Source organism: Streptomyces sp. NPDC043680 (assembly GCF_056436685.1).
This window is the reverse complement of the sequence record NZ_JBWKCE010000015.1, coordinates 111,857-125,680: the sequence shown is the minus strand read 5'-3', so window position 1 is coordinate 125,680 and position 13,824 is coordinate 111,857. Positions and strand designations below refer to the sequence as shown.

Sequence of the window (13,824 nt, the reverse complement as noted above, 5' to 3'; positions counted from 1 at the left end):
GGGTGGGCCGGTGGTTTTGTCGACACAGGAGACCACGAGCTCCGCCACCGGCCCAAACCCGGTCTCTGCACACAGAGGCCCCCGGCGACCATGGAAACGGGCGCCGGGGGCCTCGTACGGGCACGAAAGCGAGGGGCGTGCCTCAGTCGCGCGGGGTGGTGCTCGCCGCCTGATCGAGGCGGAAGGCCTCGTTCCCCAGGCCGATGCGGGCGTGCACCTCGGGGCGGTTGCGGCGCAGGAGGGCCCCGTGGAGCAGGCCGCCGGCCGCGGCGGCGGCGATGACCCCGGGGAGCACCCAGCTGAGGGCGGAGCCCTTCTCGGCGCCGACCAGGACGCCGAAGTCCTTGACCGTGTAGACGGCGATGGCGAGCAGGGCGACGCCGGCGGCCCCGGCCGCAAGGAGCCGCCAGACCTGGGCGCCGGCCGTGCCGCGGCGGACGAAGAAGGCGATGACCGCGAAGGAGGCGGCGGCCATGAGGAGCGTCACGCCGAGGGCGCCGACGCTGCCCATCCAGGTGAACAGGTGCAGGACGGGTGCCGTGGGGTCGCCGCCCGGGTGGCTGTCGGTGAGGGCGAAGGCGAGGACGACGAGGGTGGCGATGACGGTCTGGAGGAGGGAGCCCGTGGCGGGGGCGCCGGTGCCCGCGCTGGTGCGGCCGAAGGCGGCCGGGAGCAGGCCTTCGCGGCCCATGGCGAAGGCGTAGCGGGCCACGACGTTGTGGAAGCTGAGCATGGCCGCGAACATGCCGGTCACGAACAGGACGTGCAGGACGTCGGTGAAGGTGGCGCCGAGGAGCCCTTCGGTGAGCTGGAACAGCAGCCCGGGGCCGGCTTCGGCTGAGGTCTTGACGACCTCGGAGGGGCCGGTGGCCACGGTCAGGGCCCAGGCGCTGAGGGCGAAGAAGAGGGCCACGAAGCCGACGGCGAGGAACATCACGCGGGAGACGACGATGTGCGGCTTGCTGGTCTCCTCGGCGTAGACCGGGGACTGCTCGAAGCCGACGAAGGCGGCGATGCAGAAGCAGAGGGCCGTGCCGAGGCCGGCGCCGCCGAGGGTGGCGGGGTTGAACGCGTGCAGCGACAGGCCCTGGGGGCCGGGGTCGCCGAGGGCGGCGACGTCGAAGGCGACGACGAGCACGCATTCGATGAGGAGCAGGACGCCCAGGACCCGGGCGTTGAGGTCGATCTTGAGCCAGCCGAGGGCGCCGGTGACGGCGACCGCGATCAGGGCCGGTATCCACCAGGCGAGCTCGGTGTCCAGGTAGGTGGCGAAGAGGCCGGAGATCTCGAAGCCGAGGATGCCGTAGACGCCGGCCTGCATGGCGCTGTACGCGACGAGGGCGACGAACGAGGCGCCGGCTCCCGCCGTGGGGCCGAGGCCGCGGGCGATGTACGCGTAGAAGGCACCGGCGTTGTGGACGTGCCGGCTCATCTCGGCGTATCCGATGCTGAACAGCGCGAGCACGGCGCCGAGGATGACGAAGAGCAGGGGCTGGCCGACGATGCCCATCACACCGAAGGTGGTGGGCATCACGCCGGCGACCACCATCAGGGGGGCGCTGGCGGCGAGGACGGAGAGCAGCAGACCGGCGGTGCCGAGGCGGTCGGCGCGCAGGGCCCGGTCCTGGCCCTTGTACGTACGGATCTCGGCCGGGTCCGTGAGCGTGGTGGATCTGCCCGTCGGCATGGCTGGGGGTCCTTTCGGGAAGGGCGAGCGGAGGGTCGAGCGGGGTGCGGGGCCGTGCGTCGAGCGGTGCGGGCCGGGCCGTGCGGGGCGCCGTGCGGCCGAGCGGTGCGGGTCCAGCGGTGCGTCAAGCGGTGCCGAGCGCGGCGTTGCGCGCGGCGAGGAAGGCCTTGTGCGGGTCGAGGTCCGGGTAGGACCAGGGGGCGCGGGTGGCATGGCGGCCGATGCGGTGGAAGAGGGCGGCGGCCTCGGCGGGACGGCCCTCGCAGAGCTTGGCGTGGGCGAGGAAGTTGAGGTCGACGCGGTTGCGGGGGTGGTCCTCGCGCTCCCACTCCAGCCACCAGTCGAAGGCGGAGCGCAGGACCTGGCGGGCCCGACGGCTCGACCAGTGGGCGGCGGCGCTGTCGGGGGTACGGCCCTCCGTGGCGGCGAGCACCCGGTAGCGCTCGGCGTGGGCGATCACGGGGAGTACGGCGAGCGGCGAGTCGGCCGGGGACTCCTCGGCGGCCCAGGCGGCGAAGTCGTAGACCTCGTGGAGCGGGTCGTGGCCGGCGGCGGGGGTGTGCTCGGCCAGCTTGGCGACCATCAGGTGGTGGGCGTGGTGGTGCTCGCGGTGGCGGGCACGGACCTGGTCGAAGTGGCGGCTGAACTCCTCCTCGGTCCCGAAGACGCGGGAGAGCATGAGCAGCCCCAGCCACGGGGTCGGATCGGCGGGGAGCAGGGCGGCGGCCCGGCGGCAGGCCTCCTCGGCCGCCTCGGGCGTGCCCTTGCGGCGCAGGGCCGTGAAGACGGCGGCGCAGGCGAGGAGGGTGGCGGCGTCGGCGCTGTCGGGTTCGGCGAGCAGCCATTCACGAGCCCAGGCGGTGGCGGCCGGGGTTTCGGCGAGGACGGTGACGCGGTGGCCGCGGCGGTCCCAGTCGTCGCCGGTGGCGACGAGGAGGGACCGGGCCGTGGCCCACCGGCCCTGGGTGAACTGGGACCGGACGTCGACGAGTTCGACGTCGCACAGGGCCGGGTCGAAGAGCTGGGCGTCCCGCTTGCGGGCGCGGCCGAGGGGCGGCGGAGGCGGGGACATCCGCGGGATTCCCTCCATGACACGGGCGCGGGCGGACGGTTCGACTTGGATGATCACGCACAGCAAAGCGGTAGGCACAGCTCCGCGTCAAGGTCCAGTCCACTGCGTGGCGGGTTTCAACTGGTCTCACCATGAGGTGAGTTGGTGGGGTTCATCCGGTTCGGAGCCGTGGCGGCCCGGCCCGTAGGGTGGCGGGATGACCACGTACGAAGACCTCCCCCCGTATCTGCTGGGCTTCCCCGGGCCCCTGCGCGACACGCTGGTGGCAGCGGTGCTGAACGGCGCGAAGACCGCGACGACGGGGCTGTTGCCCCAGTACGAGGCCGAGGGCGAGCCGCTGCCCGTGCCGGGTGCGCGCAGCGTGCTGGTGGACTCCCAGGAGCGGGCGGTGGCGGTGGTGGAGGTCACCGAGGTGCGGGTGCTGAGGCTGGCCGAGGTGGACCTCCAGCATGCGCTGGACGAGGGCGAGGGGTACGCTTCCGTGGCCGAATGGCGCGCCTCACACGAGCGGTTCTGGCACAGCCCGCCGGTCCGGGCGGCGCTCGGCGACCCGGAGTACGCGGTGGACGACGACACGCTGGTGGTCGCGGAGCGGTTCCGCGTGGTGACCGCTCTGCCCGAGCCGTCGTAGGCCGCTCCGGCCGGGCGGCCCTCAGCCCACCGCGCCGGCCGCCGCCCTGGCCGCCGTACGGGCCGAGAAGATGCAGCCGCCCAGGAAGGTGCCTTCCAGCGCCCGGTAGCCGTGGACGCCGCCGCCGCCGAAACCGGCCGCCTCGCCCGCGGCGTACAGGCCCGGCAGCGGTTCTCCGGCCGCCGTCAGGACCCGGGAGGACAGGTCGGTCTCCAGGCCGCCCAGCGACTTGCGGGTGAGGATCGAGAGCCGGACCGCGATCAGCGGCCCCGCCTTGGGGTCCAGGATCCGGTGCGGGGCGGCGGTGCGGATCAGCTTGTCGCCGACGTACCTGCGGGCGCCGTGGATCGCCGTGACCTGGAGGTCCTTGGTGAAGGGGTTGGCGATCTCCCGGTCCCGGGCCACGACCTCCCGGCGGACGGTCTCCTCGTCCAGCAGGCCCTCCTTCGTGACCGCGTTCATCCCGCGCACCAGGGACGCGAGGTCGCGCTCCACGACGAAGTCCGCGCCCTGCTCCATGAAGGCCTTCACCGGGCCGGGTACGGCCTGCCGTGCGCGGTCGATGACGTCGCGGACCGACTTGCCCGTCAGGTCCGGGTTCTGCTCGGATCCCGAGAGGCCGAACTCCTTGCCGATGATGCGCTGGTTGAGCACGAACCAGGTGTGGTCGTGCCCGGTCTTCATGATGTGGTCGAGGGTGCCGAGCGTGTCGAAGCCGGGGAAGAGCGGTACGGGCAGCCGCTTGCCGGTCGCGTCCAGCCAGAGCGAGGACGGGCCGGGCAGGATGCGGATGCCGTGCCGGGCCCAGATCGGGTTCCAGTTCCCGATGCCCTCGGTGTAGTGCCACATCCGGTCCTTGTTGATGTGGCTGGCGCCCGCCTCCTCCGCGATGCCGAGCATCAGGCCGTCCACGTGCGCCGGGACGCCGGAGAGCATCCGCTGCGGCGGCGTACCGAGCCGGGCCGGCCACTGATCGCGCACGAGGTCGTGGTTGCCGCCGATGCCCCCGCTGGTCACGATCACCACCTGGGCGCGCAGGGAGAAGGCGCCGGTGGCCTCCCGGCTGCTCGCGGTCCCCCGTACGGCGTCCGACGGCGCGAGGATCTCCCCGGTCACCGTGTCCAGGTCTCCGGCGGTGCGGGAGAGGCCGGTGACGCGGTGGCGGAACCGGAGGTCGACCAGGCCGCGGGCCGCCCCGGCGCGCACCCGCTGCTCGAAGGGGGCGACGAGGCCCGGGCCGGTGCCCCAGGTGATGTGGAAGCGGGGGACGGAGTTCCCGTGGCCGTTCGCGTCGTAGCCACCGCGCTCGGCCCAGCCGACCACCGGGAAGAAGCGGACGCCCCGGGCGTGCAGCCAGGGCCGCTTCTCGCCGGCCGCGAAGTCCACGTACGCCTCGGCCCAGCGGCGCGGCCAGGCGTCCTCCTCGCGGTCGAAGCCGGCGGTGCCGAACCAGTCCTGGAGGGCGAGTTCGCGGCTGTCCTTGATCCGCATGCGGCGCTGTTCGGGCGAGTCGACGAAGAACAGGCCGCCGAAGGACCAGTGGGCCTGGCCGCCGATCGACTGCTCGGGCTCCTGGTCGATCAGGATGACCTTGCGGCCGCGGTCCACGAGCTCAGCGGTGGCGACGAGGCCGGCCAGCCCCGCACCGATCACGATCACGTCTGCGTCGTACGTCATGCGCTGCCCCGTCCTCGGGTCGGTGGTGGGGCAGATCCTTTGCTACGGAGCGGTAACCCGTCAACAGCGGTGGTTGGATGAGCCGTGTGAGTGCTGCTGATGAAGTGCTGGACGTGGTGGACCGCGAGGACCGGGTGACGGGGCAGGCCCCGCGCGGCGAGGTGTACGCGCGCGGGCTCATCCACCGGTGTGTGTTCGTGCAGGCCAGGGACGCGCAGGGGCGGATCTTCGTCCACCGGCGGACGGCCTCGAAGCTGGTCTTCCCCTCGCACTACGACATGTTCGTCGGCGGGGTGCTGGGCGCGGGCGAGGGCTACGCCGAGGCGGCGCTGCGCGAGGCCGGCGAGGAACTGGGGCTGACCGGGCTGGCGCAGCCGGAGCCACTGTTCAAGTTCCTGTACGAGGGCCCCGGCGGGGCGTGGTGGTCGTACGTGCACGAGGTGCGCTGCGCGCTGCCGGTGCGGCCGCAGGAGTCCGAGGTGGCCTGGCACGCGTGGCTGGCGGAGGAGGAACTGGAGGCCCGGGTCGCGGGCGGGGAGTGGCCGTGGGTGCCGGACGGGCTGGAGGCCTACCGGCGGCTGCGGGAGTTCCGCCGTAGATTGGCCGGGTGATCGACTTCGTCAAGGACGTGCGCCTCTGGTTCGCACCGCAGCGGCTGCGGGACGAGGGCGAGACCCCCGACTACCGCTTCTCCCTCGCCAACGAGCGGACCTTCCTGGCCTGGATCCGCACCGCGCTCGCGCTGGTGGGCGGCGGTTTCGCGGTGGACCAGTTCCTGCCGGACCTGCGGTGGGGGGTGCGCATCGGGATGGCCTTCGCGCTGCTCGCGGTGGGGGCGGCGTGTGCGCTGCGGGCGGTCAACCACTGGGTGCGGTGCGAGCGGGCGATGCGGCGAGGGGCCGATCTGCCGCTGTCCCGGTTCCCGGTGGTGCTGAGCCTCGGTGTGGGGCTGGTGGCGGCGGCGATGGTGGTGGTCGTCCTGTTCGGCTGGACCCGCGGGCGGTGACCGGCTCCCCTCGGGCCGAGCGCGACGCGGGGCTCCAGCCGGAGCGGACCCGGCTCGCGTGGCGGCGTACGACGCTGGCGTGCTCGGTGGTGGCGGTGCTGGCGCTGCGGCAGGCGGCACGCGGCTCCGGCTCGTCGGCGGAGGTGGGCGGGGCGGCGGTGATCGCGCTGGTCTGGCTGGCCTTCCTGTGGGTGGCGCACCGGCGGGTCCGGCAACTGGCCTCACCCAGACCGCCGGCCCTCGCGCCCCGCGCGGCCGCGGCGGCGGTGGCATGCACGGTGGCCCTGTCGGTGTTCGCGCTGGCGGTGATCCTCTAACCGGCCACCCCGCGGACCCGCAGCCCGCGGCCATAAGCCCCGCGAGCCCACCGCGGCGCAGACCCGGAGCCGGGGCGCGGAAGCCGCGCGAGCCGTGCCGCACCGCCGGCCCGGAGCCTGGGGGGGCGGAAGCCGCGCCGTCCCCGCCACACCGCTGGCCCGGAGCCCGGGGGCGGGAGCCGCGCGGGCGGGAGCGGGAACATCCCGGCCCGGGGTGCAGTCAAAGCAGGCCCGGCAGCCCGCCCTCCCCGCCTTCCGACCGCCCGTCACGGGCCCTCACGCCGATTGGGGCACCGGTCACGACGGGTAGGAGGGTCCACCGGCCGGACAGCCCATCAGGTCGACGTCAATGTCGGTCACGACGGGTGAGGAGGGTCCACCGGCCGGACGGCCCCATAGAGTCGACGTCGCTCTCGGTCACGACGGCGGTCGGGCAGGAGTCGAGTGCGACGGGCACGGCGGGCACAAGGGGCGGAACAACGGTGAGGGCGTCTTGACCGGTAGTGACGACGGGCCGCAGGCCGCGTCCGGCATCGGGCCCGGCGGGCAGGGGCGGCTGCAGGCCCTGCCCGCGCGGGCATGCCCCGCACTCCACCGGTACCGGCCCACCGAAACCAACACCATCACCGCCCCGCACAAACAGGCAACCGGCCCCGCAACGCCCGCCAACCCACCACCCCGCCGCACCCCCGCAACGCCCCCCCAACCCACCACCCCACCACCCCACCACCCCGCCGCACCGCACCACCCCGCCACCCCGCCACCCCGCCACCCCGCCACCCCGCCCCCCCGCCACCCCACTCTCCCCCGCGCGCCCCGCGGCTGGCAGGATGCCGAGCGCCCGTCAAAGCGACCCGGGGAGAGCGCAGATGACCGTCGAAGAGCCGTACCTCGTCCAGCCCGCGGACGGGGTCTACGCCTACGTCCAGCCGGACGGCGGCTGGTGCCTCAACAACGCGGGCTTCGTGAGCGACGGCGGCCGGACGCTGCTCGTCGACACCGCGGCCACCGAGCGGCGTGCCCTCGCCCTGCGCGCCGCGGTCCAGGGCGCCGGGGTGCCGCTGCCGCGCACCGTGGTGAACACCCACCATCACGGCGACCACACCTACGGCAACGGGGTGTTCGCCCCCGAGGCGCTCGTCCTCGGGCACGACAACTCGCGCGCCGAACAGCTCGCCGCCGGCCACCAGCTCGAAGTGATCTGGCCCGCCACCGACTTCGGGGCGATAGAGATCACCGCCCCGGACCTCACGTACAGCGAGCGGATGACCCTGCACCTCGGTGCCACGGAGGTCCAGGTGATCCACCCGGGCGTGGCACACACCACCGGCGACTCCATCGTGTGGCTGCCCGGGCAGCGGGTCGTCTTCACGGGCGACCTCGTCTTCGCCGAGGGCACGCCGTTCCTCGCCATGGGCTCCCTGGCGGGGTCGCTGCGAGCGCTGGAGCTGCTGCGTTCGCTGGACGCGGAGACCGTCGTGCCCGGCCACGGGCCCCTGACGGATCCGTCGGCCTACGCGTCCACCGAGCGCTACCTGCGGTACGTGGAGGAGCTCGCCCGCGACGGGAGGGCGAAGGGGCTGACCCCGCTGGAGGTGGCGCGCCAGGCCGACCTGGGCGAGTTCGCGGCCTGGCGGGAGAACGAGCGGCTGGTGGCGAACCTGCACCGGGCGTACGCGGAGCTCGCGGGCGAGCCGGAGGGTGCCCCGCTGGACATCCTGGCGGTGCTGCAGGACATGACGGTGATGAACGGCGGGACGCCGATCCTCTGCCACGCGTGAGCCCGGCGGGCCGGTGGGTCGCCCCCATCGGCCCGCATTCACCGCCCCGCCCACTGGACGACATACCGACTGGTCGGCATGATGTCTCTCGTTGCCGTCACGTCCACCCCACCCACACCCACCACCCACTCCGCACGGAGGAGCGCACCATGACCTCAGCGTCAGCTTCAGCCGACCCCCGGGGCCTCGACCTGGAGCGGCTGCGCGCCCATCTCGACCGCGAGCGGCCCGGACTCGCGGCCGGGGCGCTGCGCGGCCGGCTGATCGAGGGCGGCCGGTCGAACCTCACGTACGAGATCACCGACGGGTCCGCCCGCTGGGTGGTGCGCCGCCCGCCCCTCGGCCACGTCCTGGCCACCGCCCACGACATGCGGCGCGAGCACCGGGTCATCGAGGCGCTGCACGGTACGGCCGTACCCGTCCCGGAGCCGGTGCTGCTGTGCGAGGACGAGGCGGTGCTCGGGGCGCCGTTCTACGTCATGGAGTACGTGGACGGGGTCCCGTACCGCAGCGCCGCCCAGCTCGCCGCGTTCGGCCCCGAACGCACCCGGCGGGCGGTGCTCGGCCTGGTGGACACGCTGGTCGACCTGCACGCGGTGGACCCGCAGGCGGTCGGCTTGGGCGACTTCGGCCGGCCCGAGGGCTTCCTCGACCGGCAGTTGCGCCGCTGGGGCAAGCAGCTCGCGGCCTCCCGGGGGCGGGAGCTGGCCGGGATCGACGAGCTGCAGGGCGCGCTCGGCCGGGCCCTGCCCGACTCCCCCGCGCCCACCGTCGTGCACGGGGACTTCCGGCTCGACAACGTGCTGATCGGCGGCCCGGACGACACCATCCGGGCGGTGCTCGACTGGGAGATGTCCACCCTCGGCGACCCGCTGACGGACCTCGGGCTGCTGGTGATGTACAGCTCGGACCTGGGGCTTACGGACTCGCCGGTCAGCACGACGAGCGCCGCACCCGGCCACCCGGCACCGGCCGAGCTGATCGAGCGGTACGCCGCCCGCTCGGGCCGGGACACCGGGGCGATCGCCTGGTACACCGCCTTCGCCTGGTTCAAGCTCGCTGTGATCCTCGAAGGCATCCACTACCGCTACACGCTCGGGCAGACCGTCGGCGCGGGCTTCGACCGGATCGGCGAACTGGTCCCGGTCTTCATCGAGCACGGTCTGACCACCCTCCAGGAAGGCTGAGGCACACCCGCATGGACTTCGCATTCGACGCCCGGACCGAGGAACTCCGCGAGCGGCTGCTCGCGTTCATGGAGGAGTACGTCTACCCGGCGGAGCCCCTCGCCGCCGAGCAGCGCGCACGGCTGGCCTCGCCCTGGGACACCCCGGCCGTCTTCGGTGAGCTGAAGGCCGAAGCGCGCCGTCAGGGCCTGTGGAACCTGTTCTTGCCGGACGCGGAATACGGCGCCGGGCTGACCAACCTCCAGTACGCCCCACTGGCCGAGATCACCGGCCGCAGCCCGCACCTGGCGCCCACGGCCACCAACTGCGCGGCCCCGGACACGGGGAACATGGAGCTCCTGGCCCAGTTCGGGAACGAGGAGCAGAAGAAGCAGTGGCTGCACCCCCTGCTGGCCGGGGAGATCCGCTCCGCGTTCGCGATGACCGAGCCGGAGGTGGCCTCCTCGGACGCGACGAACATCGAGACCCGCATCGAGCGCGACGGCGACGGGTACGTGATCACCGGCCGCAAGTGGTTCATCTCCGGGGCGATGAACCCGGACTGCAAGATCTTCATCGTGATGGGCAAGACTGATCCGGACGGCTCCGATCCGCGCCGCCAGCAGTCGATGATCCTGGTCCCGCGCGACACCCCGGGGGTCGAGGTCCGCCGGGCCATGACCGTGTACGGGTACGAGGACCACGACCACGGCGGCCACGCCGAGGTGGTCTTCGACGGGGCCCGGGTCCCGGCGGCGAACCTGATCGGCGAGGAGGGCACGGGCTTCGCCATCGCCCAGGCCCGGCTCGGCCCGGGCCGGATCCACCACTGCATGCGGCTGATCGGCATGGCGGAGCGAGCCATCGAGCTGATGTGCCGACGGGCCGTGGGGCGTACGGCCTTCGGCAAGGAGCTGGCCGCGCAGGGCGTCGTACAGAACTGGATCGCGGACGCCCGGGTCACCGTGGAGCAGTTGCGGCTGCTGGTGCTCAAGACGGCCTGGCTGATGGACACGGTCGGCAACCGGGGTGCCCACACCGAGATCCAGGCCATCAAGATCGCGACCCCGCGGGCGGTGGTGCGCATCCTGGACGACGCGGTGCAGCTGCACGGCGCGGGCGGGGTGAGCCAGGACTTCCCGCTGGCCGAGCTGTGGGCGGCGGCGCGGACCCTGCGCCTGGCGGACGGGCCGGACGAGGTGCACCAGCGCTCGCTGGCCCACCGGGAGCTGAAGCGCTACCGCCAGGGGTAACCGGTGGCTGAAGCGCCACCGCCAGGGGCAACCGGCGGCTGAAGCGCCACCGCCAGGGGCAACCGGGCCCCCGGCCCGGGGGCCGGGGCCGGGGGGGCGTTACGGCCGCAGCGCGCGCAGCAGCAGGTCGGCGAGGTGGTCGGCGACCTGCTGCGGCGTGAGCGGGCCGTCCTCCCGGTACCAGGTGGACAGGTGGTGGACGGAACCGAAGTGGTAGTCCACCACCAGGTCGGCGGGGGTGGCGGTGGAGAACACGCCGGCGCGCTGGCCCTCCTCGATCAGTGCCCGGAAGCGCTCGTGGTAGCGCCGGCGCTCCGCCCGGACCTGCTTGAACTTCTCCGGACTGAGCTGGTGCATCGAACGGAAGAAGATCGCCGCGTCGTCGAGGTTCTCGATGGTGGTGACCACGACGTCGGCCGCGGCGGCGCGCAGCCGCTCCTCGACGGGGGCGTCGGACGTGGCGACCGCGTCCAGCCGCTGCTGCTGGAGGCGCAGCATCCGCGCGTACACCTCGTGCAGGAGGTCGTCCTTGGAGCCGAAGTAGTGGTAGAGCGCGCCCTTGGTGACCCCGGCGGCCTCGACGATCTCCTGGACGGAGGTGCGGTCGTAGCCGCGCTCGGCGAAGAGCCGGGTGGCGACGGCCAGCAGCCGCTGCGGCACCGGGGTTTCGTGCGTGCCCTCGGGCTCCGTGGTCCTGGCAGCCATGGCGCTGACCTTCCCTTCCGTGTTTCCTGATCGCTCGACCGGTCGTTTTCAGCCGCGGTCGCGCAGTTCCCGCCGCAGGATCTTGCCACTCGTCGTCTTCGGGAGAACAGGCAGGATCTCCACTTGGCGCGGATATTTGTACGCGGCGAGGCGGTCGGCGCAGTACGCGGACAGCTCGTCGGGATCGGCCGGGGCGCCGGGGCGCAGGCTCACGTACGCCTTCACGCTCTCCCCGCGGTAGGGGTCCGGGACGCCGACCACCGCCGCCTCGCGCACGGCCGGGTGGGTGTAGAGCACGTCCTCGACCTCGCGCGGCCACACCTTGAAGCCGGAGGCGTTGATCATGTCCTTCTTGCGGTCGACGACGTAGAGCCAGCCGTCCGGGTCCATGAACCCGACGTCGCCGGTGCGCAGTTCGCCGTCCGGGAAGGCCTTGGCGGTGTCCGCGGGCAGTCCCCAGTAGCCGGGCACGACCTGGGGGCCGCGGACGGCTATCTCACCGCTCTCGCCGAAGGGCACTTCGGCGCCGCGCTCGTCGAGGATGCGGACGACGGTGTCCGCGCCGGGCACGCCCACGGAGAGGGTGCCGGAGGCGGGGTCGACCGGCGCCTCCAGGTGCGGGGGGACCGACGCGCAGGCGGCGGTGGTCTCGGTGAGGCCGTAGCCGTTGCGCAGGTAGAAGCCGAAGCCGGCGCGGAGGCGTTCGACGAGTGCGGGCGGCAGCGGGGCCCCGCCCGAGGAGAGCACGCGGAACGAGGTGAAGTGGTCCGGGGTGGCCTCGGGGTGCGCGGCGAGCGCCATGAAGGCGGTGGCCGGGCCGACGGCGTAGGCGGGGCGGTGCTCGCGGAAGGCGTCGAGGACGACGCCGGCTTCGAAGCGGTGGGCGAGCACGAGGGTGCCGGCGTTGGCGAAGCAGGCGGCGAGTTCGCAGACCATGCCGGTGATGTGGAAGAGCGGTGCGAGGGCGAAGTAGGCGGCCCCCTCGGGGAGTGGGTGGGCGGTGACCTGCCGGACTGCGTTGTGGGTGAGCGCGCCGTGCGGGTTCATGGCGCCCTTGGGGGTGCCGCTGGTGCCGGAGGTGTAGCTGATGAGCGCGGTGTCGGCGGCGGTGAGGGCGGGATCGGGCGGCGCCGGGCGGCCCTGGCGGGCCACGGTGGCGAGGTCGGCGGTGTCGCCCGGGTCCGGACCCGGCCCGGCGGGGAGGACCCGTACGTCGTTGCGGGTCTGGAAGTCCGTGTCGCGGGCGGTCAGGGTGGCCCGTACGCCGGTCCCCCGCGCGGCCTCGCGCAGGTACGCGGTCCATGCCCGGCCGTCGCAGACGAGCGCGACGGCGCCGGAGTCGCGCAGGATGTGCCCAGACTCGCCGGCCTTGTACATCGGGTTGAGCGGGACGACGACCGCGCCGGCCTTCCACGCGGCCAGGACGGCGAGCACGAAGTGCGGGGTGTTCTGGAGCATGACGGCGACCCGGTCGCCCCGGCCGACGCCCTGCTCGGCCAGGTGGCCGGCGAGGGAGTCGGACAGGGCGTCGGCCTCGGCGTAGCCGATCCGGCCGTCGAAGTAGGCCAGCGCCGTGCGTCCGGGGGCGCGGGCGGCCGCCGCGCGGAAGCAGTGGAGCACGGTGGGCGGCGGGGAGACGGGTGTGCGCTGGGCGGGGCTGAGCAGCCCCAGCCACGGCTGGGCGGCGTAGCGGGAGGGGGCCGCGCTCACCTGGTCTCCCATTTCTGCTGGAGGTGGTTCATGCTGCTCAGCCAGCGGTCCGGTTCGGTGGCGCGGGCCGCGTAGTAGTCCGCCACGTCGGGGTGCGGGAGGATCAAGAACCGGCCCTTCTCCATGCCGTCGAACAGTGCGTCAGCAACCGCTTCCGGCTCGATCGCGGTCGGCGCGAGGACGAGTTCGCCCGCCGAGCCCGCGGCCGTCAGCATGTCGGTGCGGACCCCCTGCGGGCAGATGGCGTGGACCTGGACGCCGCGGTGGCGGTAGGTCAGCGAGAGCCACTCCGCGAAGGCGAGCGCACCGTGCTTGGTGACACTGTACGGCGCGGCCCCGATCATGGTCAGCAGCCCGGCGGCCGAGACGGTGGACACGAAACGCCCGCTCTCCCGCTCCAGCCAGTCCGGCAGCAGCAGCCGCGCGGCCCGTACGTGCGCCATGACGTTGACGTCCCAGGCGGCTTCCCAGACGGCCTCGTCGGCGGACGCGTCGCCGCCCGAGGCCAGGCCCGCGTTGGCGCAGTAGACGTCCACCGTCCCGCCGAGGGCCTCGCGGGCCGCCTCGACGACCGACGACGCGTCGCCGGGGACGGGGATCGCGCGGGGGCCGATCTCGCCCGCCACGGCCGCGGCCTTGGCGGGATCGAGGTCGTTGACCACCACCGTGGCGCCCTCGGCGGCGAAGCGGTGGGCGAGGGCGGCGCCGATGCCGCCCCCCGCGCCGGTGACGACGACTCGCTGGTCCTGGTACGCGCTCACGGGGATCACCTTTCGTGGCCTGCTGCGGATCCCGGCAGACTAACCGGTCGGTATGTCG

General features: G+C 73.6%; 13 protein-coding genes. 7 read left to right on the top strand and 6 right to left on the bottom strand.

Translation table 11 applies throughout. The annotated features are described in order from the left end of the window. Positions 1–142 precede the first annotated feature (142 nt). Positions 143–1,687, bottom strand: a complete 1,545-nt coding sequence (locus AC0666_RS25780) for an APC family permease (RefSeq protein WP_468972250.1) — start codon at positions 1,685–1,687, stop codon at positions 143–145. A 124-nt stretch (positions 1,688–1,811) separates the two neighbouring features. Next, positions 1,812–2,759, bottom strand: coding sequence for a hypothetical protein (locus tag AC0666_RS25775; RefSeq protein ID WP_468585943.1), 948 nt, complete (start codon positions 2,757–2,759; stop codon positions 1,812–1,814). Positions 2,760–2,955: 196 nt separating this feature from the next. On the opposite strand from AC0666_RS25775, the gene AC0666_RS25770 reads away from it, so the two are divergent. Next, complete coding sequence (locus AC0666_RS25770; RefSeq protein ID WP_468972248.1) at positions 2,956–3,390, top strand: ASCH domain-containing protein; 435 nt, start codon at positions 2,956–2,958, stop codon at positions 3,388–3,390. A gap of 21 nt (positions 3,391–3,411) precedes the next feature. On the opposite strand, the gene AC0666_RS25765 is transcribed toward AC0666_RS25770, so the two are convergent. Next, positions 3,412–5,067 (bottom strand): FAD-binding dehydrogenase, encoded by a 1,656-nt coding sequence (locus tag AC0666_RS25765; protein WP_478708372.1) that lies wholly within the window; start codon positions 5,065–5,067, stop codon positions 3,412–3,414. A gap of 77 nt (positions 5,068–5,144) precedes the next feature. On the opposite strand from AC0666_RS25765, the gene AC0666_RS25760 reads away from it, so the two are divergent. The 6 genes from AC0666_RS25760 to AC0666_RS25735 all read left to right on the top strand — a co-directional run bounded on the left by AC0666_RS25760 (position 5,145) and on the right by AC0666_RS25735 (position 10,590). Continuing rightward, entirely contained in the window at positions 5,145–5,678 is a 534-nt protein-coding gene (locus AC0666_RS25760; protein WP_468972244.1) for an NUDIX hydrolase, read from the top strand. Beyond that, positions 5,675–6,073, top strand: coding sequence for a YidH family protein (locus tag AC0666_RS25755; protein ID WP_361715265.1), 399 nt, complete (start codon positions 5,675–5,677; stop codon positions 6,071–6,073). Before AC0666_RS25760 ends, AC0666_RS25755 begins: the two co-directional genes overlap by 4 nt. Then, entirely contained in the window at positions 6,070–6,390 is a 321-nt protein-coding gene (locus AC0666_RS25750) for a DUF202 domain-containing protein (protein WP_468972242.1), read from the top strand. Before AC0666_RS25755 ends, AC0666_RS25750 begins: the two co-directional genes overlap by 4 nt. Before the next feature lie 869 nt (positions 6,391–7,259). After that, positions 7,260–8,171: an MBL fold metallo-hydrolase gene (locus AC0666_RS25745; RefSeq protein ID WP_468972240.1), complete on the top strand. Its 912-nt coding sequence runs from the start codon at positions 7,260–7,262 to the stop codon at positions 8,169–8,171. Between the two features lie 149 nt (positions 8,172–8,320). Next, on the top strand, positions 8,321–9,358 hold the full coding sequence (locus AC0666_RS25740) for a phosphotransferase family protein (protein WP_478708371.1): 1,038 nt from the start codon (positions 8,321–8,323) through the stop codon (positions 9,356–9,358). An 11-nt stretch (positions 9,359–9,369) separates the two neighbouring features. Then, positions 9,370–10,590, top strand: a complete 1,221-nt coding sequence (locus tag AC0666_RS25735) for an acyl-CoA dehydrogenase family protein (protein WP_468972236.1) — start codon at positions 9,370–9,372, stop codon at positions 10,588–10,590. Between the two features lie 99 nt (positions 10,591–10,689). Here the strand turns inward: AC0666_RS25735 and AC0666_RS25730 are convergent, their stop codons facing one another. Genes AC0666_RS25730 through AC0666_RS25720 form a run of 3 tightly spaced genes read right to left on the bottom strand, consistent with a single transcriptional unit; the run spans position 10,690 to position 13,775 of the window. Then, positions 10,690–11,295: a TetR/AcrR family transcriptional regulator gene (locus AC0666_RS25730; protein ID WP_361715250.1), complete on the bottom strand. Its 606-nt coding sequence runs from the start codon at positions 11,293–11,295 to the stop codon at positions 10,690–10,692. A gap of 48 nt (positions 11,296–11,343) precedes the next feature. Beyond that, complete coding sequence (locus tag AC0666_RS25725) at positions 11,344–13,017, bottom strand: class I adenylate-forming enzyme family protein (RefSeq protein ID WP_478708370.1); 1,674 nt, start codon at positions 13,015–13,017, stop codon at positions 11,344–11,346. Next, a complete protein-coding gene (locus AC0666_RS25720) occupies positions 13,002–13,775 on the bottom strand; it encodes an SDR family oxidoreductase (protein WP_468585934.1) in 774 nt (257 codons plus the stop codon). The genes AC0666_RS25725 and AC0666_RS25720 overlap by 16 nt, the downstream gene beginning before the upstream one ends. Positions 13,776–13,824: the final 49 nt, after the last annotated feature.